This is a genomic window from Bacillus sp. RE35 (genome assembly GCF_052146655.1).
GTDB classification, from domain to species: Bacteria; Bacillota; Bacilli; order Bacillales; family Bacillaceae_G; genus Bacillus_A; species Bacillus_A cereus.
The window spans coordinates 831,917-852,296 of the sequence record NZ_CP197377.1 but is presented as its reverse complement, the minus strand read 5'-3'; the positions used below and the strand labels follow the sequence as shown (position 1 = coordinate 852,296).

The window sequence follows — 20,380 nt, the reverse complement described above, 5'->3', positions numbered from 1 at the left end:
TATAAGGAGCGGATTAGAATGAGTAAAAAAATTGCTATTTTAATAACGGATTATTTCGAGGACACAGAATACACAGAGCCAGTAGCAGCTTTTAATCAAAAGGAATATGAATTAACAACTATTGAAATGGAAAAAGGGAAAACAGTACACGGTAAGCAAGGAAAAAGTGAAGTCGTAATTGATAAAAGTATTGATGATGTTTCTCCAGAGAACTTTGATGCCCTCTTCATACCGGGTGGATTTTCTCCAGATATACTTCGTGCAGATGAACGTTTTGTTCGCTTTAGTAAAGCATTTATGGATGCGGAAAAACCTGTTTTCGCTATTTGTCACGGACCTCAGCTACTCATCACTGCACAAACACTTGAAGGACGTGATGTCACTGGATATAAATCTATTGAAGTCGATTTGAAAAATGCCGGCGGGAACTTTCATGACAAAGAGGTTGTCGTATGTCAAAATCAGCTAGTAACAAGTAGACAGCCAGAGGACATCCCAGCGTTTATTGAAGAATCGTTGCGTATATTAGGATAACTAACCTCCTTTTATTTACATGAAAATAATTAATCAGTGGGGTTTTATTCATCCCCCACTGATTAATTAGCCCTCACCAACTGGTCGTTTACAGGCAATCCGACCACCACAAATAGCAAGATAAATAAAAAGAGGGGAATCCAAAAGTTCAGTTTTAATAATCTTTTGGATCCCCCCCTTTTCTCGCCCAAAAATTCCTTATCACTTTTCATAGGCAGTTCTCATATAGTGAAAATGACTATATAATTCCTATCCATAAGTTAAATAATGATTTCGCACATATATAAATACAAAAGATGGGAGCCTAACTATGAACAATAATCCACCTTCTCCGCCCCAAGACAACTCCGAAAACAATAGCCGTGATATTACACTGCAAACATTACGGGTCATTGGACTCATCGTTCTTATTAGTGGTTATATCCTCGTTGCTCTCTCAGAAGTAGGTGAGCTGAAAACCTTATTAACAAATCCGAATGCTAACCCTGATTTAGCTGAAGTTGATCCGTTCTAAAAATTATATAAAAAGCGAGTCCCAGTATAACTGGTTCGCTTTTATATAGTTTCATCCAATTTGAGAAACATTTCTCTCATCCTCATACTTCTCTTTCCCTATCGCCTTCATAAATAATAAAATACTGCTCATACCAACGATAAAGTACAGAGCACTCATGCCCCAAGATGCAATAAATGAACCTAGCATAACATCTAATGCCCCGTTCATTTTTGCAACTTGAAAGACCATCCCGTTAATCGCCATATAAGAACCCCTTGCCTCATTGTAAATTTAATTCCATCTCATTGTTTTTTTATTATAGAAAGTTGACAACATAAATATGCAAATCATTAATGATAATAAATATACAACTAGAACAATAGACAATTGTTTTATTTCAATGCTTTCAAAATAAAGACTCATAATTGGATATGACCAAGGGAATAGTATCCAATAGTTTGTATGAGAGATAAAAAAGCTACCCAATCCGCCTATAACCCCTACTAATAATGAAAGTAACGGGATTTTATAAAATATTATATTTATTAAAAAATGTAGATTCACAATAGTTAAAGAACTAATCACCATAAAAAGTATAGAAAAAATTAATCTTTGATAAACAGTCCCAAGATTATCAACCGTTAATACTATAGGTATACTAGTTATGACTAAAGCACATATTAAATAACTAAAAGTAATTATTAAGCAAAACAAAAACTTATTACTTAATATAGTTTTTAAAGTGATTCCATGATAAATAGCAGACATATATCCTTTTCTTCTAAATTCGTTTACAAAAGAAAACGACACTAATAGACCTATCGCAATAGGTAAAAACAACCTACAAAAAAGGCTCAGAATCGCTATATGCATGACAACGCCATCTTTTAATTGAGACGCTACAGTTAGAAAAACTTGAAAACTTATTGGTATCAACAAAAATACTAGTAACAGGATATACAATCCATTATGAAGACTTTTTTTATACTCACCTAATATACCCACTTATTTCACCCTTTATTATTCATATGTATAATATTTAAAATTCACAGTTAATAACATAATTCCTAAAATATATATTAAAGAACTTGCAAGATATATTAAAATAGTTGTTTTTTTAATCATTATGTCACTTACTATATTCAATGCATAAAATATTGGAAATGTCTTTGTGAATATTGCAGGGAATAATCCATATGTTACGCTAAAGAAAATCCAAATAACTGACAAGGATGCCGCTAAGACTCCCTTTTTTATTATTAAATGTAAAAGCAATTGAGAATATGGTATTGCTAAAGATAAAACGGTACAAAGTATCAACATTTTTAAAAAATACAGTATGGATATTTCATAACCATTTATAAAAGCATAGATACCTATTACCAAAAAATTTAAAATATCAAAGATCAAATAGAACAGTATAAACAATATATTTTTAGCTATCAATAACTTAAATTTTGAAATGGGTTTTGTATAAATAATAGCCCAAGTACCATATTTATTTTCAGAAGAAATGATAAAATACCACATACAAGCAGAAAAAATGCTTAATGTTAGTGTATTAAAGTTTACTGTAATTGCTATAAGATTTGTAGATTGAAACATGTCAGGATTATTCTTGTTAAAAATAAAATAACTTATACACAAAAAGCTTGATAATAATGAAAAAAACAAAGAAAATAATAATAATTTTCTCCCACCAATTTTCCTCATCTCACTATTTACACTTTTAAAGATAAATTGCATTATTATAGTAACTCCTTTTGTTTAGTTAAAGATAAAAATACTTCCTCTAATGTTGGCTTTTTAGGACTAACTTCAAAAATATCTATATCATTTTTAATTAATATTCTTGTTAAACTAGGAACACTATCTTGATTTATTATTACTTTGAATACCCCTTCTTTTTCTATGCTATAAGGCATACCCTCTGTATTTAAAACCCTTTCTGTGGCAGCAGTATCATCAACATGAACAATATATTCTCCAGAAGTAATAATACTGTTTAACTTCCCTTCATAGAGTAAGCCACCCTTATGTAGTAATGCTATGTGATCTGCTATCATTTCAATTTCAGCTAAATTATGACTAGAAATAAATATAGTCTTCCCCTCATTTTTTACTAAATGAAGTAATAAACGTCTAATCTCGTGTACTCCCTCTGGGTCTAATCCATTTGTCGGCTCATCCAGAATTAATATTTTAGGATTATTAAGAATAGCAAAGGAAATACCTAGCCTTTGTTTCATTCCTAAAGAAAAATCTTTCACTTTTTTATCCTTTGCTTTATATATTCCTGTAGTTTTTAATACTCTATCTATTTCATCTAAAGGTTCATTAATCATTTTTTGTACATAGGCTAAATTTTCATATGCTGTTAAATTAGGATAATAGGTAGGTGAATCAATAGAACACCCCACATTTTCAAATAATTCTTCTTTCCATTCTTTGATATCTTTATCATTAAATAATATCGTTCCTTTATCTAATGGAATTAATCCTAATAACATTCGCATTGTTGTTGTTTTTCCTGCACCATTTGGTCCAATAAAAGCATATAAACTTCCTTCAGGAACAGATAAGTTTAAATCCCTTACAATGGATTGATTGTCAAAAGACTTTGTTAAATTTTTTGTTTGAATTGCTAATTTCATTTTGTTCCTCACTTTCTCATTCTTAAATAAAAGTAAGTATCTATCAAATTCTTGATCTATTAGATAGTATATTTACCCTTTACCCAATGTTTGCAATTTAGACTTAGAAAATATTCCTCTTTGTTCTAATTTTTTATCAATAAGTTCATAAACTCTATCTTCACGCTCTAAATTATTTTCGTCATAAGTGATACTAATTTTAGTGGACGGTATGACGAGCATATGTTCAATAACTTTTTTTGAAAATACTGTTATATATTCATTTTTTTACCACATTATCATCTAAAAATAATATATCATTAAATAAAATTTTAAAAAAGGTGTATTTACAGAAAATACAAAAACAACAAAATCATTCGACTTTTGAAATGAAGTATTAGTTATTATTTAACTATCTAAAATTCAAGTGCTACTTTTCAAAATAATACTAAAGTTAAAATTTAATTCTCGTAAAAAAATATCCCCACACAAATGTGCAGGGATGTAAACTATTATTGAATGACTTCTTCCAAATGATTCTTCACGTCTACTAAAAACTTCTCAATATCCGGATTCTTCACCACATCATAACAAGCAAAACTCTTTAACGGACTCATACCGAGAAACTTTTGCACGCGGTGTAAATGACTAAGCGCTGATTCTAAACTTTCTCCTTCAAAGAACTTCGTCTTATCTCCAAATGCTTTTTCAGGTGCATTCCAAGTTGTAGAGAACATATACTCTTTCTCTTTTAATAAACCACCTGTTCCATATTCATCTGCACCTTTAAAGAACAAACCGTATTCATATACTTCATCCATATACGTTTTAAATAAGCCCGGTACACTAAACCAATAAATCGGTGTTTGATAAATAACAACATCGGCCCATAAAAACTTATCTTGTTCTTCTTTAATATTGTAACCATCTTGAATCGTTGTTGTTTTCACATGATAATTCTCGCCTAATACAGTAACCATATAATCTACTAACGTTCTATTTAATCGTCCTTCCTTTGTACCGTATTTTTCATGTCCATTTATAATAAATATATTTTTCATCGTTTTTCTCTCCCCTATATGATCTACTCTTCGGCTATTAAGCCGAGTTGCTGCTGTAGTGTAAGATTATCTTCTAAATGCCAATCTTCCGTTATCTTTCCGTCTTTCACATGTAAAATATCAATTGCAAAAAAATTAATTTTCTTACCATTATGCGTTCCTGTAAAAGAAAGACGGGCTGTTACTTTATCACCAACAACTAATAAGTCTTCAATCTCACAATGTATATCAGGCACAACTTTACGAAAATTTTGCGCTGCAAACTTTAATCCTTCAATGCCTTGTGGTCGCCCTTTCGGCAATGTATTATCGAAAAATTTTTCAGTAACAGTCTGCGGAATAAGTTCCTCCTTACCTGTATCCCAAAATGCATAAAAACGCTGCGCCGCATGAACCATTTCTGTCGCTTCTTTTTTACTTAGTGAGGGATCAATTGTCATTGCTTTTGGCCTTGGCATTTCTTTTAATAACTGAACTTCACCTTTTTGTTCCGCGCCGCATGCTACAAGCACAATACAAATAACAAACAAACTAAGAAATCCAAGTAACTTTTTTATCCCCATGGAAATCACCACCTCCTTATATAAATCCTTTTGTTTCGTATTGCTATTGTATATGCACTAACTTCCTTTATGGAAGTAGTGATATTTTTTTCATATAGTTACCAAAAGTATAGTTTTGTGATACTATAAAGCAAATTCATCTAAAAAAATTTTATGGAGGCTAGTTCCATGAGCAATATAGATCCAGTTGAATTAACGAAAGGTTTACCTGGCATACCTTGTCCTATCGCTAAAACGCTTGATGTAATTAGTACAAAATGGACATTTTTAATCATTCGTGATCTTCTTATCGAAGGAACATTACGCTTTAGTGATTTACAAAAATCAATGGATGGGATTAGTCCAAAAACATTATCGCTTCGACTAAAGGAATTAGAATCTCAAGGCATTATAACGAGAAAAGTATATCCAGAAGTTCCGCCTCGTGTAGAGTACACATTAACGGATAAAGGAAAGCAATTAGAGGGGATTTTTATTGAATTAAAACGGTTTGGATTAAGTTTATAAAACAAAAACCCCTTACCGTCGTAAGGGGTTTTATTACTTCGCAAAACTCTCAGCCAACTGTTTCTCTCTCCACATAAATGTAATGCCGAGACCAACTATTAAAACAACTCCTGAAAATGCATATGGATAATGAATATTCATATCAAATAATATTCCGCCCATCGCTGGTCCTGCGATATTTCCTAAACTCGTATAAGTCGAGTTCATTCCAGCAACGAATCCTTGCTCTTTTCCAGCTGCTTTTGATAAAAACGTCGTTAAAGCTGGACGAAGTAAATCAAATGCTAAGAAAATGAAGCAAGTAACGAGAAGTACAATCCAATAATTAAAGACTACAGTTGAGACGAATGCTAATACTGCACCTACAATTAAACATATTTGAATTAATACTTTCTCACCGAACATGTCTACCAATTTGCCAAACATAAATACTTGCACAACTACCCCAAAGATTGAACTGATTGTAATAATTGCTGCAATATCTTTCGGCGAGAAACCAAATTTATGATCTGAGAATAAGCTAAACACAGTTTCATACGCCGATAATCCGAATGCGAGTACAAATACGATAATAAATGCAATTGCATACATTGGATGTAATGATTTCTTTAAATCACCAATAAAACTTGATTCTTTCGTATTAGAAGAAATCTCTGCAAGTTCTTCTTTCGTTAACGGTTCTTTTAAAATAAAGATTGAAATCACACATGCTATAAAAGCAATTGCTGCTGCAACGAAAAACGGCACACGTATACCGTATTCTGCAATAAATCCGCCGATTCCAGGCCCTATAATGAATCCAGTACTAATAGCCGCAGATAAGTATCCCATCGCCTTTGGACGTTCCTGAATAGATGTAATATCCGCAACATATGCCGTAACACCAGGCATAATAAAAGCAGCACTAATTCCGCCTAATACCCTTGCCACATAAAGCATCCACACATCTTTTCCTAATCCAAAAAGAAGCTCTGAAACACCAAAAATAAATAATCCAATGATTATCATTTTCTTCCTACCGTAAAGATCAACCCATCGGCCTGTAATAGGTGAAGTAATGAGCTGTGCCATTGCAAACACTGCAACGAGATATCCCATCGTCTTCCCTGTTAAATGCATATCATTCATAAAGGACGGCATAACCGGAATGATTAATCCAATCCCTAAAAAAGCGATAAATATATTACTCAAAAGAATAACCAATACCATCTTTTGTTCTTTTATCGGTTTCTTCACTTTTTAACACCTCTTCCCATAAGTTCCTCTCAAAAAATAATACCCAAGAAGCTTTTTCTTTATCCTGCTCTTTGCGGGCTAGTAATGAGTGAGGATGCCTCCACTCATTAGAATTTCACTCTATCCTTCTACACATACATAAGTATTAGGTGAATGACTATCATTCAGTTTTCCTCAAAAATGAACCTACCTTTTCAGACAGGTTCATCTTACTACTTCTTTATATGTAGTGCATGTGTTAAAAAATCTAGTACTTCTGCCTTTTGCAAATCCACTTGCTCATCATCTTTATGATCATATAAATAAACTTGTTCCGCTGCTGATTCAACAAGAGCGATAAATAACTTCGCTGTTCGCTCTGCGTGAACCGAATCACGAATTTCACCGGCTTCTTTCGCCTCACTTAAAAATTCGCTTAACCACATATAAAGAGGCTCATACACAGCTTCCCACTCTTTTATATGTTCAGTAGATGCAAGACCTGCATACATTAAAGCTTGTATTTCACGGTATTCCTCTATAAAGTGAAACACCGCATCGATTACTTGTGCCACTTTATTTGAAAAAGGTACATCTTTTTGTACTTTTTCTTTCACTGCAAGTATCATCTTTTCAACCATCACTTCTGCTATTGCAGGCATAACAGATAGCTTAGAAGGAAAATATAAATAGAAAGTTCCTTGCGCAATGCCAGCTAATTTCACGATATCAGAAATCTTCGTTTTTTCGACGCCCTTTTCCTGAAACACTTCAATAGCTGCATAGACAATTTTCTCTTTTTTATTCATCATCTAAACCCTTTCACACGCATATTGAATGACTGTCACTCATTTTATAAGATAATCGATTGTACTGTCAATGATAGTGAACTCTAAGAGGAACTCATTTTTTTATAATAAAATCTCCTAATAAACAATTAGGAGATAAAAATGCAATATATCTTTAAGAAAGTGCCTTTAATCCTGTCACTCCACATACAATAAGAAACACACTAATGATACGCGCTTTACTTTTCGACTCACCAAACAAGAACATGTTTAACAAAACTGCACCTGCTGTTCCGATACCAATCCAAACCGCATATGCGACACTTACTTGTAAAAATAAGAAGGAAGTATACAAAAATGCGAAGGATGTAGCAAACCCACCGATATAAATCGCACCATTGGCTAATGTCTTATCTTTACTATACATTTTAAGTCCTATCACACCGACTATTTCACTAATTGCAGCACAAAATACGAAAAACCAACCCATTTTTAAGCAGCTCCTTCCACAGTTTCTTCTTTATTATCAGCTAGCTTTAAACCGATAACGCCAGCTACAACCATCACGATAAAAAATAACTTCCCTACACTGAAACTTCCGCCGAAAAGAAATACATCCATTAAGAAAGTACCTACCGTACCAGCTCCGGCGAAAACAGCATATACAGTCCCTGTTGCAAGATGTTCACACGCTTTAGAAAGGAAGTGAAAATCAACAGCGATAACTCCTAAAATAATAATCCAATGCCACCAAGTATTAGCCGTATTAAAACCAAACACCCAAAAAATTTCAAAGATACATGTTAATATGACATATAACCAAGCTCTATTTTTCATACCTCTCACCTCTTATGACTGACTATCAGTCATTTTGTTTTAAAAAAATATACTCTTTCATCAATACTATATAAAAACAACTATCATCCTCATTTACCATTGTATTTGTTCCACTTCTAAGCTAACTGCATCCTGGCACATAAAAATGACTGAATGTCATTCATATATATTGTACATGAACATTTTAAAAACTGTCAATGCCGAAAGTTTATTTAAAATTTCTTTCATCTGATTTGTATATTTCTCAATAATCTGTCAATACTGCTAGTAACATAATATTTTCTCCACTCCCCCTTGGAGAGATCCCTTGAATGGAGCAGTTAGCTTTTGCTAGCTGCTCTTTTTTATTTGTCCGCACACTTATGATGAAATACTCATAGATCAAATCCATTTTTCATCACATAACAACCATCTATTTATTTTCCAATAAGTTTTTGTATGCACTAATTTTATTCTCAAGCATCTTCTCTGTAACCTCTAAGTTTTCTCTTTGAATCTGAATAGATTTCCTATGATCTTCTAGGAGCTGTAAACGAGCTTCTGTTGTATGCTCCCCTTCTGTATATAATCTAGCGTATTCTCTTATTTTCGCTATTGGCATTTGCGTTTGTTTTAATTTCATTACAAACTGCAACCACTTTATATGTGACTCTTCGTAAAGTCGATTTCCATTTGTATCACGATTTGCAATTAATATATTTTCCTTTTCATAATAACGTAGTGTATGTGTGCTCACGCCTAATAATTTTGCTACCTCGCTAATTGTGTACATACTAAAACTCCCTTCACATGCTTACCCTCATATATTTTATAACCGTATCAAATTTATAAAAAACGTTTGACTTAGAGTATACTCTAACAAATACAATCTAACCATAAATGAATTTGAATTTAGGGGGATTTTATATGAAATACACGGTTATTACTGGCGCAAGTTCCGGAATTGGTTATGCAGCAGCTTTAGCATTTGCATCTCGCGGAAAAAATTTAGTACTTGTAGCTCGAAGACAAGAAGAATTAAACGGATTAAAATTGAAAATTAACGAAATGCATCCTGAGTTGGATGTTGTCATTCGAAAAACTGATTTATCTGTGACTGAAGATGTTTATAAACTTTATGAAAGCCTACAAGCTTTTCAAATTGAAACGTGGATTAACAACGCAGGTTTTGGTAATTTCGCCTCAATTGCTGAACAAAATTTAAATAAAATAGAGACGATGTTGCATGTCAATATAGAAGCACTAACAATACTCTCTTCTCTTTTCGTTCGAGATTATTCAATGATTGATGGAACACAGCTTATTAACATTTCATCGGGCGGCGGATACACAATTGTTGCTGATGCTGTTACGTATTGCGCTACGAAATTCTATGTAAGTGCATTTACAGAAGGGCTGTCTCACGAACTGAAAGAACAAGGCGCAAAACTGCAAGCAAAAGTTTTAGCTCCTGCTGCAACTGAAACAGAATTTGCGAAGCGTTCATTTGATATTGATGAATTCCAATATGATAATGTTGTACCAAAATTCCACACTGCAAAACAAATGGCACAATTTATGCTCGACCTTTATGATAATGATAAAGTTGTAGGAATTGTCGACGGTTTAACGTATAACTATGAACTTAAAGATCCACTTTATAATTTTGCCGTGAGACAAAAGAATTCAAATTCTTAATAACCTGTCCATTTCTTATGGAAATATATGTTCCCACTATATATGTAAATAATAGTGGGAACTTTTTCTCTATAAAATTTTCATCCAACATACCGCACCATCGCCACTTCATCACAATAATCCACCTTTGGACAATGTCTACAATCAATCCATACTTTCTCTGGCAACGCTTCTTTATTTATAAAATCAAATCCACACTTTTGAAAAAATACTGTTTCATATGTTAAGGAAATTACTCTTCTTACATTTATTTTCGTAGCTTCCTCCATTACATGATTTACAAGCATACGCCCTATCCCTTTCCCTGCATATGTATGCGAAACTACTAACGATCGTATTTCTGCAAGATCTTCTCCTAATACATGCAATCCAGCAACTCCAACAATTCTCTCATCTTCTTTCATAACATATAAACATTGCAAATATTGATAAAGAGACAAAAGAGAACGTGGTAAAACAACTCCCTCTTTTGCATAAACCTCAATAAGACTATAAATTTCTTTCACATCACTCGTCACTGCATTACAGATTTTCATATTACATCCCCTTGCCCCTCAATATTAATATTTATAACTTAAAATGAATTTTAATTCATAATTTTATATAATAATACATCTCTCTTTTCTCCTCGTCAATCAATTTATACAAACAAAAACCAAGCAATCTAATCGATGCTCGGTTCCTCATTTCGTATCGGCAATACCGTCGAATATTTAATTTCACGAAGTGCTAAACTTGTCTGTATCCTTGTAATACCAAGCTTATTCAACTTTCTAATAAACTGCTCTAGTTCTTTACGATCACGATTTGCAACCTTTAATAAATAATCGTACTCTCCTGTTAAACAGTGACATTCTAACACTTCCGGCATCGATTCTAATTCTTTCTCCAACACTTCCAACTTGTCAAATTGATGAATATTCGTACTCATAAAAATAAAACATAATAAATCAAACCCAAGCTTTTCTTGATTTAAAATCGCAACTTGCTTATCGATGAAACCTTCCCCATCCAATCTTTTTATTCTTGCATGCATCGCAGCCGGTGATAAATTAACGCGACGTGCCAGCTCTGCATTACTTACTTGTGACTCCTTCTGCAATATATCTAAAATTTGTACATCCAAATCATCCAACACTTTAATAACAGACGACTCCATTACAATTCCCCTTTTTTCTTACCGATGATTATTCGAAAAAACACCTTATACCTTACAAAAAACTGAATATCATTCCGTAAATATCATTCGCAACTAAATATTTTATCGAGTTTTCACCATTATACAAAAGAATATATTACATAATAAAGAAAAATGCTAAAATTATTTACAATTCGTATTGATTACAAAAAAGGGGATTTTAGCATGCCTTATTTTTACGTCTTTTTACTATTACTAACGAGCTTATTATGGGGAGGAAATTTTGTCGTTGGAAAATCACTCGTCGATCATGCATCGCCGATGACATTGACAAATTTAAGATGGATGATTGCGATTGTTTGTTTATTACCGATGGTATGGTTTAAAGAAAAGAAAATCCTTCCACCACGTACCGCAATACTTCCTTTAATATTGATGGGAATTTCAGGGGTCGCTCTTTTTAACATCTTTCAATTTTTAGCATTAGAAAAAACATCCGCTACGAATGTAGGTCTTATCTCTACATTGAATGCAATTTCAATCGCATTATTTTCAGTATTATTTCTAAAAGAAAAAGTAAATACACTTCAAATCCTATCCATGATTCTTTCATTCTTCGGGGTTATCCTCGTCCTATTAAAAGGTGATTTCTCGCTTTTATTTTCACTACATTTTAATAGCGGCGATTTATGGATGATTGCAGCAGTTTGTATTTGGGGAATCTATTCTGTTTGTAGTAAATGGGCAACAAAAACAACTACACCACTTATGGCAACGTTGTACTCTGGTATTTTCGGCGTTATTTTATTACTACCGTTTAACATAGGTAGCTTCACTGTTTCAAATATAAATACTTCTTTCATCACATCACTTTTATATACTGGGCTTATTTCGACAGTTCTTTGTATGGTATTTTGGAATATTGGCGTACAAAAATTAGGCGCAACTACATCAGGTATTTTTCTAAACTTCAATCCAATTTTCACAGCCATTTTAGCATTCATATTCCTCGGAGAAGAATTAACGTGGATACAAATTTTAGGGACAATTGTCGTTGTAACAGGATGTTATTTATTTTCTCATTTTAAAACTGTTGCCGTTCAGCCTGTTAGACCTTTAATGCGAAAACATTCTTAATGAAAAAACATCGTCATCTGGGTTGGCGATGTTTTTATTTTCTCTTCATTTCTTTTATATACTGCTTTTCCTCTTCTGGCGATAAACGTTCCGTCGCCTTGCCAGTATCTCCACCTTGAAGGCTCCATAAAAAGTTATGCTCCTCAACAGTTTGAGAAAAATCTCCTTTTTCCCATCTATTTATAATAGAAAATAACTTCATTTTATATTGAAAACCTGTACTATTTTCAATATCTCTTTTTACATTAGAAATTTCCTTTTTTGTCATCTCTACAAATCCCCATTTTTCAGAGGATTTTACCTTTTGGTGCACCATTTTATGCATAGTAGAAATAATTTCACCTTCACTAATTTGCGGGGCTTCTTCTGCAGCTTTTTTCTCTTTTTCGTTTGCCGCTCGCTCGGTTTGAATATTTGTATTTTCTTTTTCCACATATGCAAGCAATTTCTTTCCGCCAACTATAGAAGAGATGATTACCATAATGGTAATACATATACCTACAATCCATTTAAAAAGCATTAGCTCTTCATCGCTTCCCTAACAATATGACTATCTACATACTGCTTAAACTTCACGATTTTTCCATTTTCAAGCTGCCATACATGAACAAATTCTGCTTCAAATGATTTTCCTGTTTCTTTATAAACTCCAGAATACATACCTTCAGCAACAATTACATCTTTTCCGTTTACTTCATGATATGTATTTACACTTGCTTTATAATCATCCCAGTCTGATCCTAAACGGCTAAATACATTTTCCATTATAGCTTCTACGCCTTTATATGTTCCGCCGTACGGGAAACCTTCTGCCTCTGTCCATTCCACTTTTTCAGAGAAGGCTTCTGCTAAATGCTTTGCATTCGAAGACGCTGATCCTTCATACGTGCTTTGAATAATTTCTAAATTTGATTTAGGCATATTACTTCCTCCCGTTTATTTATTTTTACACAAGATGTAACCTATACAGTTACATCTTGTGTAAAAAAATATTTAAATTGTTTTACTCTTAATCTATTTGTTGTAATCATTATAGTTACAACGCTTCTTCAAGTCAACATTTATAAATAAAATTTACTTCGTTTTCATTACTTTCTCTTTTAAGAAACGATCTACATATCCTTCTGCTTTTACTACGAATAAATACGCACCCATTGATAATAATGCAAGATCTAATTCATATCCTGGATTCTTTCCATCTCCTAATAAACCTGCTGCTCCATTTACCTTTACGATAGCTCCAGCTAAAATAAGAGCGAATAACAATCCTACATATCGTACACCTAAACCGATAATTAATAATATACCACCAACTAATTCTACAGTTGCTACGCCGTATGCAAGGCCACCTGGTAAACCGATGCTTGTAAACCATCCTGCTACATTATCGATACCTGATTGAAACTTTGCTAAACCGTGTGCAAAGAACGTAACTCCTAACACGATACGAATAATTAAATTCCCAATATATTGATTCATTTTGAACTCTCCTTTTTGTTTTGTTATGGTGAACTTTTATTTACAAGTCAAAACAATACGGTATTTTATTTCATTCGTCAAATACTTTTTTAAAGAAAACAAAAAACATTATCCGTTTTACGGATAATGTTTTCCTACAAAATAGCGCTAATTCAAGCTTTTATTCTATCGCATAGAAAAAGTTGAAACATTTTTCCAGCGCCAATATAAGGCAGTAAAGAAACGTCCTCTTCCACAACTATTCCAACAACATTCACTTTCTCATCTACAGGTAAATCATGTGTAGCAACTTGCATCTCCCCTGCATATCTACCGTACAATTCATTATCAATTGTAATGCTGCCTTTCTTTCTTACAATTGTATGCATCGGCTGTAAAACCACTCTATTTCCTTCCCTTGATTCTACAGATCGAATAACATCACGAGCCGGATCTAGTCTATTTTTATGCACTTGCTCCACCACTTTTAATACTTCTTTATCAGTTATAAATGATTTGTAACGCAATGGAATAATCCCTCTACTCGCACTAGCTACTTCTTGCATACTTTCCAAACTTGCGCTTATATCTCCAATCAATACTTTATCAACACCACAATCTTGAACAAGTTCTAAGTACGCTTCAAGCGGGCGCATATTGCGATGTTTTTCTAACGTTGGTAACCCTTCATATAACGGACCACGTTTTTCCGCATCTCCTGGAATAAATGCCATCGTTTTTATTCCGCACTCCTGTAAATATTGATTTTGTTTTTGTAAGAAGGACTTTGCTAGTCCCGTCTCTGGACGTGGATAAAAATTATGCCACGCTTCTACATTCTCTACTCTTATATGTTCTGCAAGTAATTCTTTCCAAAATGGCTTTGTAATCGTACTCGCATTTAAAGCTACTTTCATCTTATGAGATACGCTTGCAATTTCTTTTGGCGCAATGCCGTAATCCATTCTTAAACCGGTAATGCCCCAGTCCAATAGTTCTTCCACATTTTCATATGTTAGCCCTAAATGATGTAACGATTTTGGAGAAACATCAACCATTAACTCCATTTCATGTGCAAGAGCTTGTTTCCCTAATATTTGAATTAACTCTTTATACGTATTTGGATCATCTTCTGGAATGTGCAGTGATGTAAAAATAGATGTAAACCCATTTTCCTTCGCTACTTTTAGCCACTCTTCTTGTTTCTCTACTCGTTCTTTTGAAAGATAAATGGAAACTCCGATCATATAAATCTCCCTTTCTATTAATAGAAAAAGAGAAAGGAATCCCTTTCTCTATATGTTTTCTGCCATTTCTTCTTTAAATCCGAAGAAATACGTAAAGATAAATCCGAAAGCATATGCAATTACTAAACCTAAGAAATAGAGTAAATATTTATTGTCAGCAATTAACGGAATTAAAGATAGCCCTGATACGCCAATTCCAAGAGAAGCTGTTTGCATAACTGCTTGGAATGCACCACCGACAGCCGCTCCTAAACAAGCAGTAATAAACGGTTTCCCAAGTGGTAATGTCACCCCGTATAATAACGGCTCACCAATTCCTAAAAAGCCAACTGGCAATCCACCTTTAATTACATTTCGAAGTCGTTTGTTTTTTGTTTTCACATAAATCGCAATTGCTGCGCCCACTTGGCCAGCACCAGCCATTGCGAGCACTGGTAATAACGGTGTTACGTGTGTTTGATTAATAAATTCCATATGAATTGGTGTTAAACCGTGATGCAATCCGACCATAACGAGAGGTAAAAATGTTCCCGCAAGTACTGCGCCAGCAAATGCTCCGCCAATATTTAAAATAGCATTAATTCCGCTCGTAATACCATCTGATAAGAAACCTGCTAATGGCTGAATGGCTAACATCGTTACGATACTTACAACTAATACAGTAATGAGTGGTGTCACGATAATATCAACTGCGTTTGGCACTGCTTTTCGAACTTGTCTTTCCACTACAACCATAAGCCATGCTGCAAAAATAACTGCAAACAATCCGCCCCGTCCGGGCACTAATGCTTCACCAAACAATTTTACGTTTGCCATCGCCGGGTTGAAAATTAAAATACCAGCAATTGCCCCAAGAACCGGTGTCCCGCCAAATTCTTTCGCTGTATTCCAGCCGACTAAAATTCCTAAGAATGTAAAGATACCGCCGCCAATGAGTAGTAACATTTGTAACCACGTTGCATTTGGATCAGCACCAGCATTTTTCGCAAAGTTAGCAACCCCGTTTATAATTCCTGACGCAACAAGCCCCGGAATTAATGGGATGAAAATACTTCCTATTTTTCGTAAAAAGTTTTTCACCGGTGTATTATTTTTCTTCTTAATCTCTGATTTCATCTCTTGCCCAATATCTTCAAGGTGATGATCTGCTACCTCACCAATTCGTAGTCCTGTCAAACCTTCCATTTCAGCTGCTACTTTATTTACTGTTCCTGGACCAACGACAACTTGAAGCGTCTCATCTTCTATAACACCCATAACGCCTTCAACTTTTTTCAAAAGGTCCATATTTACTTTACTTTCATCATGAAGCGTTAAACGTAGTCTCGTCATACAATGAGCAATACTACGAATATTTTTTATTCCACCAAGTTGCTCCGAAATTTCCTTGGCCATTCTCTCTTCTTTCTTCATAATAGAATCCCCCTCCCTATTACTTTATAGTGCTTTCTTCACAAACCCTTTTGCGTATTTTAGTTTCTCCAGTGCTTCCCCATACTCACACTGCAACAACACCATAACAATGGCAGCTTTTACGTTACGTTCTGCCTTTTCATAATACTCTGCCGCTACTTCATAACTAGCACCTGTTGCTTCCACAATAATTCGTTTTGACCGTTCTACTAACTTTTCATTTGTGGATTGAACATCTACCATTAAGTTTTTATATACTTTTCCTACACCAATCATCGAAGCTGTTGAAATCATATTCAGCACTAATTTTTGTGCTGTACCAGCTTTTAAACGCGTTGATCCTGTTAATATTTCTGCACCTGTTTCTACTTCCACATTTAAATTTGCATATTTACTTATTTCAGCATTTTTATTACAAGAAATACTCGCTGTACTCGCTCCTACGCTCTGTGCGTATTTCAAGCCGCCAATTACGTAAGGAGTTCTGCCACTGGCAGCAATTCCAATCACTGTATCTTTCTCATTTAATCCAATACTTTTTAAATCTTCTTCTGCTAACTCTTCGCGATCTTCGGCACCTTCCACCGCCTTAGTAAACGCTTTCAATCCACCTGCTATAAATCCTTGCACCATTTTATCATCCGTGCCAAATGTCGGCGGACACTCCACTGCATCTAGGATACCTAAACGACCACTCGTACCAGCACCAATGTAAATTAAGCGTCCCTCTTCTTCAAAAGATTTAATAACAGTCTGTACAACCTTTTCAATTTGTTCTATCTCTTTTTCAACTGCTAACGCAACAGTTCGATCTTCTTCATTCATACTTTGCAATACTTCTTTTATGCTCATTTCATCCAGATTCATTGTTTTCTCATTACGATGTTCTGTCGATAAATTTTCTAACATATTTCCACCCTCTTTGAAATTATATTTCACACTTTTATTATAACTTTAAGAAACTAAAAATCAATAACCCTTTCTTATTTTATGAAATAAAATTTCACAACATGACATATTTGTGTCAAAGATAATAAAAAAGATGAGTCTCCTCATCTTTTCTTCTACTTTAACTTCCGTAACCGCAACGCTTCTTCTCGCGTCTCCATAAATTGATCCAATACTTTATTACCAATTCGATTGAAAGTAATCACATATAAAGCATCGATCATATTCAATTGTGTCATTCTCGAAGCAATACTCGCAATACGATGATCTTGTTCTACATCTGGCATACAAAGGCGAATATCCGCTTCTTTATATAGGGGGGATGATTGATCTAATTTCGTAATTCCAATAACAGTTGCACCTTGTCTCTTTGCATACTGCGCCATTTCAAGCACATCTCTCGTTCGACCAGATGTTGAAATCGCAACAAATATATCGCCTTCTTTTAAATTCGTCACAAGCGGCAACATCATATGAAAATCAGATAGCATCATCGCTGTAAATCCGAGCCGTGTAAATTTATACGCCCCATCCATCGCTGGCGTAGCTGATCCACCTACGCCGTAAAATATAATTTTGCCCGCATTGACGATACGATCCGCTGCTTTCTCAAGTTCCTTCTTATCTATCGCAGTAACACTCGCCTCAATTGCAGCTTTATTCACATAAGTAACTTTATTAAATAAATCATACGGTCCATCTTCTGTATTCATCACTGAAAAATCGTTAATATTATAATCAGCAATCGTTAATTCACGAACGAGTGCTATCTTAAATGCTTTAAAACTTCCGATTCCAATCGATTTACAAAAGCGAACGACACTCGCTTCACTTGCGCCTGCATTCGTTGACACTTCTTTCGTCGTTAAATTCGGTACAATCTCTGCATTCTCCATTATGTACATGGCAACCTTCTTCTCAGCTGGTGAAAATTGATCCATATTACTTTCAATTTTAAATAGTAATGTTGAAGCTTTCACTATTTAACCTCCACTTCTTACGGTTGCGTTCACTTATTTTCTCTTGCTTCAAGAAGGTAATAACCATCATCGCCAGGAGGATGAAACACATTTACAATGCGATTCCCTTTTTGATAAACAGTTCTTTCCCCCTCTGTCCACTTCTTTTCCCAACCGTTCATCCAAATCGCAACATCAGGTAAAAAAGCAGTATATTTCAGCTTCTGACCGTACTCACCATCTGCTTCTTCCGAAAAAATAGAAACCGGAAAATCTTTCACTTTTGATTCTTTCCATGCAGTAAATGGTATACATACTGCAATAAGTACGATTACACCGATAACCTTCTCCTTCGTAATCTTCACACTTCCCTCTCCTTGTCATATCACATACATAGATTTTACCATAATTACAAACCCTTCATGCTATATGATCATTGCTTTTGGGAATAAAAAAAGAGCTTACCTACATCAGATAAGCCCTTCCTGTCTATACAAAATATTTCTTCAAAAGTGGCGGTGTGATAATTGTCGTCAATATAACAACAATAACAATCGCTGTGAAATTTTCTTTCGCTAATAAATTCGCCGTAAGTCCATTTGCTGCGATGATAAGCGCTACTTCACCACGTGATACCATCCCCACACCAATACTGATAGAAGATTGGCGATTAAATCCTGTCAGTCTTGCGCCTAAGCCGGATCCGATTAACTTTGTGAAAATCGCAACGAGAGTCATAATAATAATGAACCAAAGCTGACTTCCAATGCCTTGAAATGTAATTTCCATTCCGATACTTACGAAGAATACTGGAACAAATATTGCATAAGCAATCGGTTCAATTTTATGTTCCACTTCATGCTTATACTCTGTTTGAGAAATAGCAATTCCTGCTGCGAATGCTCCAATAATGCCTGCAATTCCCATCATTTCACTGTAATAAGAAAAAGAGAAGCAAATAATAAGAGCTGCACTAATTAACGCTTCTGTTACACGAAGCGGGACAAGCATTTTCATAATCCAAGGAACGACTTTCCAAGCAATAAAAACAATACTTACAAAGAAAATAATTTTCTTTACAATGACCAGTGTTATATTCACATCTTGCGTTCCTAAAAAACTCATTACAAATGCTAATAAAATAACGACAATGACATCATCAAATACGGCAGCACCTAAAATGGTTGTACTTTCTCTCGTATTCATTTTTCCTAGATCACGTAGCGTCTGCACCGTAATACTAACCGATGTTGCGCAAAGTAATAACCCTAAAAAAATGGCATGGGATTGTATTAATCCAAACAGCAATCCTGTTACATAACCACCAATGAAAGGAAAAATAATTCCACCGGCCGCTACTGCAAACGACGATTTCAAATTCCGATTTAACTCTTCTAAATCTGTTTCAAGTCCCGCCATAAACATAAGTAACAAAACACCAATCTCACTCAATTCATCAATCAGTTCAGAACTATTAATAATACCAAGTACAGCCGGACCGATAATAATACCGACAATTAACTTACCAAGTACAGAAGGCTGACCAAGTCTTACACTAATGTCACCAGCTAATTTCGTACAAAGTAAAATGACGACAAGTTCAAAATAAAATAACATAGCATCTGCTCCTACTTTAACTTTAATCAGTGGGTCGTTAACCCCCGTCCATTTCTGCAAGTAGTTTCCCCTATTGATCCGCATTTTATTTGTCATATTTTTATTTGACAAAATATTCTGAATTATATTAAGATTAATCCAGCAATTTTAAA

At 34.3% G+C, this 20,380-nt stretch carries 26 protein-coding genes and 1 pseudogene; 5 read left to right on the top strand and 22 right to left on the bottom strand.

The genetic code is table 11. The features are described from left to right. Window positions 1–18 precede the first annotated feature (18 nt). Both ACTL4X_RS04460 and ACTL4X_RS04455 read left to right on the top strand, forming a co-directional pair. Window positions 19–534 (top strand): type 1 glutamine amidotransferase domain-containing protein, encoded by a 516-nt coding sequence (locus ACTL4X_RS04460; RefSeq protein WP_000037531.1) that lies wholly within the window; start codon window positions 19–21, stop codon window positions 532–534. A gap of 310 nt (window positions 535–844) precedes the next feature. Further along, window positions 845–1,048, top strand: coding sequence for a hypothetical protein (locus ACTL4X_RS04455; RefSeq protein ID WP_001063856.1), 204 nt, complete (start codon window positions 845–847; stop codon window positions 1,046–1,048). A gap of 51 nt (window positions 1,049–1,099) precedes the next feature. On the opposite strand, the pseudogene ACTL4X_RS04450 reads toward ACTL4X_RS04455, so the two are convergent. The 6 genes and pseudogenes from ACTL4X_RS04450 to ACTL4X_RS04425 form a co-directional block, all read right to left on the bottom strand. Beyond that, a pseudogene (locus ACTL4X_RS04450) lies at window positions 1,100–1,315 on the bottom strand (MDR family MFS transporter); the annotation flags it as partial. Window positions 1,316–1,321: 6 nt separating this feature from the next. After that, complete coding sequence (locus ACTL4X_RS04445) at window positions 1,322–2,035, bottom strand: hypothetical protein (protein ID WP_000511803.1); 714 nt, start codon at window positions 2,033–2,035, stop codon at window positions 1,322–1,324. Window positions 2,036–2,050: 15 nt separating this feature from the next. Further along, window positions 2,051–2,776 carry an ABC transporter permease gene (locus ACTL4X_RS04440; protein WP_001159640.1) on the bottom strand — a complete coding sequence of 242 codons (726 nt, stop codon included), beginning with the start codon at window positions 2,774–2,776 and terminating at the stop codon, window positions 2,051–2,053. A 2-nt stretch (window positions 2,777–2,778) separates the two neighbouring features. Further along, window positions 2,779–3,684 carry an ABC transporter ATP-binding protein gene (locus tag ACTL4X_RS04435; protein WP_000761419.1) on the bottom strand — a complete coding sequence of 302 codons (906 nt, stop codon included), beginning with the start codon at window positions 3,682–3,684 and terminating at the stop codon, window positions 2,779–2,781. A gap of 491 nt (window positions 3,685–4,175) precedes the next feature. Continuing rightward, complete coding sequence (locus tag ACTL4X_RS04430) at window positions 4,176–4,724, bottom strand: NAD(P)H-dependent oxidoreductase (RefSeq protein WP_000789195.1); 549 nt, start codon at window positions 4,722–4,724, stop codon at window positions 4,176–4,178. A 23-nt stretch (window positions 4,725–4,747) separates the two neighbouring features. Beyond that, complete coding sequence (locus ACTL4X_RS04425; protein ID WP_000511569.1) at window positions 4,748–5,287, bottom strand: ester cyclase; 540 nt, start codon at window positions 5,285–5,287, stop codon at window positions 4,748–4,750. 168 nt (window positions 5,288–5,455) lie between these two features. On the opposite strand from ACTL4X_RS04425, the gene ACTL4X_RS04420 reads away from it, so the two are divergent. Continuing rightward, a complete protein-coding gene (locus ACTL4X_RS04420; protein ID WP_000065115.1) occupies window positions 5,456–5,794 on the top strand; it encodes a winged helix-turn-helix transcriptional regulator in 339 nt (112 codons plus the stop codon). 33 nt (window positions 5,795–5,827) lie between these two features. Here the strand turns inward: ACTL4X_RS04420 and ACTL4X_RS04415 are convergent, their stop codons facing one another. The 5 genes from ACTL4X_RS04415 to ACTL4X_RS04395 all read right to left on the bottom strand — a co-directional run bounded on the left by ACTL4X_RS04415 (window position 5,828) and on the right by ACTL4X_RS04395 (window position 9,406). Then, the gene (locus ACTL4X_RS04415; RefSeq protein ID WP_000742953.1) at window positions 5,828–7,030 is read right to left on the bottom strand and encodes an MFS transporter; all 1,203 of its coding nucleotides are present in this window, start codon (window positions 7,028–7,030) and stop codon (window positions 5,828–5,830) included. Window positions 7,031–7,242: 212 nt separating this feature from the next. Next, window positions 7,243–7,821, bottom strand: coding sequence for a TetR family transcriptional regulator (locus ACTL4X_RS04410; RefSeq protein WP_002025356.1), 579 nt, complete (start codon window positions 7,819–7,821; stop codon window positions 7,243–7,245). A gap of 151 nt (window positions 7,822–7,972) precedes the next feature. Continuing rightward, window positions 7,973–8,287, bottom strand: a complete 315-nt coding sequence (locus ACTL4X_RS04405) for a DMT family transporter (protein WP_000539671.1) — start codon at window positions 8,285–8,287, stop codon at window positions 7,973–7,975. Window positions 8,288–8,289: 2 nt separating this feature from the next. Then, window positions 8,290–8,634, bottom strand: coding sequence for a DMT family transporter (locus tag ACTL4X_RS04400; protein ID WP_000796022.1), 345 nt, complete (start codon window positions 8,632–8,634; stop codon window positions 8,290–8,292). A 412-nt stretch (window positions 8,635–9,046) separates the two neighbouring features. Beyond that, complete coding sequence (locus ACTL4X_RS04395; protein WP_000288068.1) at window positions 9,047–9,406, bottom strand: MerR family transcriptional regulator; 360 nt, start codon at window positions 9,404–9,406, stop codon at window positions 9,047–9,049. A 134-nt stretch (window positions 9,407–9,540) separates the two neighbouring features. Here ACTL4X_RS04395 and ACTL4X_RS04390 point away from each other — a divergent pair, with 134 nt between their 5' ends. After that, window positions 9,541–10,311 carry an SDR family NAD(P)-dependent oxidoreductase gene (locus ACTL4X_RS04390; protein ID WP_071740644.1) on the top strand — a complete coding sequence of 257 codons (771 nt, stop codon included), beginning with the start codon at window positions 9,541–9,543 and terminating at the stop codon, window positions 10,309–10,311. A gap of 80 nt (window positions 10,312–10,391) precedes the next feature. Here the strand turns inward: ACTL4X_RS04390 and ACTL4X_RS04385 are convergent, their stop codons facing one another. Then, window positions 10,392–10,847, bottom strand: coding sequence for an N-acetyltransferase (locus tag ACTL4X_RS04385; protein WP_000686663.1), 456 nt, complete (start codon window positions 10,845–10,847; stop codon window positions 10,392–10,394). 128 nt (window positions 10,848–10,975) lie between these two features. Continuing rightward, complete coding sequence (locus tag ACTL4X_RS04380; RefSeq protein WP_000446097.1) at window positions 10,976–11,470, bottom strand: Lrp/AsnC family transcriptional regulator; 495 nt, start codon at window positions 11,468–11,470, stop codon at window positions 10,976–10,978. A 204-nt stretch (window positions 11,471–11,674) separates the two neighbouring features. On the opposite strand from ACTL4X_RS04380, the gene ACTL4X_RS04375 reads away from it, so the two are divergent. Next, on the top strand, window positions 11,675–12,586 hold the full coding sequence (locus tag ACTL4X_RS04375) for a DMT family transporter (RefSeq protein ID WP_001146242.1): 912 nt from the start codon (window positions 11,675–11,677) through the stop codon (window positions 12,584–12,586). Between the two features lie 34 nt (window positions 12,587–12,620). Here ACTL4X_RS04375 and ACTL4X_RS04370 read toward each other — a convergent pair whose 3' ends face one another. The 9 genes from ACTL4X_RS04370 to ACTL4X_RS04330 all read right to left on the bottom strand — a co-directional run bounded on the left by ACTL4X_RS04370 (window position 12,621) and on the right by ACTL4X_RS04330 (window position 20,324). Next, the gene (locus tag ACTL4X_RS04370) at window positions 12,621–13,106 is read right to left on the bottom strand and encodes a PRK06770 family protein (RefSeq protein WP_000897995.1); all 486 of its coding nucleotides are present in this window, start codon (window positions 13,104–13,106) and stop codon (window positions 12,621–12,623) included. Further along, the gene (locus tag ACTL4X_RS04365) at window positions 13,106–13,507 is read right to left on the bottom strand and encodes a nuclear transport factor 2 family protein (protein ID WP_001126699.1); all 402 of its coding nucleotides are present in this window, start codon (window positions 13,505–13,507) and stop codon (window positions 13,106–13,108) included. Before ACTL4X_RS04365 ends, ACTL4X_RS04370 begins: the two co-directional genes overlap by 1 nt. A gap of 153 nt (window positions 13,508–13,660) precedes the next feature. Further along, window positions 13,661–14,065, bottom strand: a complete 405-nt coding sequence (locus ACTL4X_RS04360; protein WP_001077751.1) for a DoxX family protein — start codon at window positions 14,063–14,065, stop codon at window positions 13,661–13,663. A 152-nt stretch (window positions 14,066–14,217) separates the two neighbouring features. Continuing rightward, complete coding sequence (locus tag ACTL4X_RS04355) at window positions 14,218–15,291, bottom strand: DUF871 domain-containing protein (RefSeq protein ID WP_000580626.1); 1,074 nt, start codon at window positions 15,289–15,291, stop codon at window positions 14,218–14,220. Between the two features lie 48 nt (window positions 15,292–15,339). Then, window positions 15,340–16,704 carry a PTS transporter subunit EIIC gene (locus tag ACTL4X_RS04350; RefSeq protein ID WP_000711293.1) on the bottom strand — a complete coding sequence of 455 codons (1,365 nt, stop codon included), beginning with the start codon at window positions 16,702–16,704 and terminating at the stop codon, window positions 15,340–15,342. 24 nt (window positions 16,705–16,728) lie between these two features. After that, window positions 16,729–17,613, bottom strand: a complete 885-nt coding sequence (gene murQ, locus ACTL4X_RS04345; RefSeq protein ID WP_000892350.1) for an N-acetylmuramic acid 6-phosphate etherase — start codon at window positions 17,611–17,613, stop codon at window positions 16,729–16,731. A gap of 155 nt (window positions 17,614–17,768) precedes the next feature. Continuing rightward, complete coding sequence (locus ACTL4X_RS04340) at window positions 17,769–18,632, bottom strand: MurR/RpiR family transcriptional regulator (RefSeq protein WP_000648168.1); 864 nt, start codon at window positions 18,630–18,632, stop codon at window positions 17,769–17,771. A gap of 29 nt (window positions 18,633–18,661) precedes the next feature. Then, window positions 18,662–18,976: a hypothetical protein gene (locus ACTL4X_RS04335; RefSeq protein WP_000704958.1), complete on the bottom strand. Its 315-nt coding sequence runs from the start codon at window positions 18,974–18,976 to the stop codon at window positions 18,662–18,664. A 124-nt stretch (window positions 18,977–19,100) separates the two neighbouring features. Continuing rightward, window positions 19,101–20,324 carry a cation:proton antiporter gene (locus tag ACTL4X_RS04330; RefSeq protein ID WP_370512997.1) on the bottom strand — a complete coding sequence of 408 codons (1,224 nt, stop codon included), beginning with the start codon at window positions 20,322–20,324 and terminating at the stop codon, window positions 19,101–19,103. Between the last annotated feature and the right edge of the window lie 56 nt (window positions 20,325–20,380).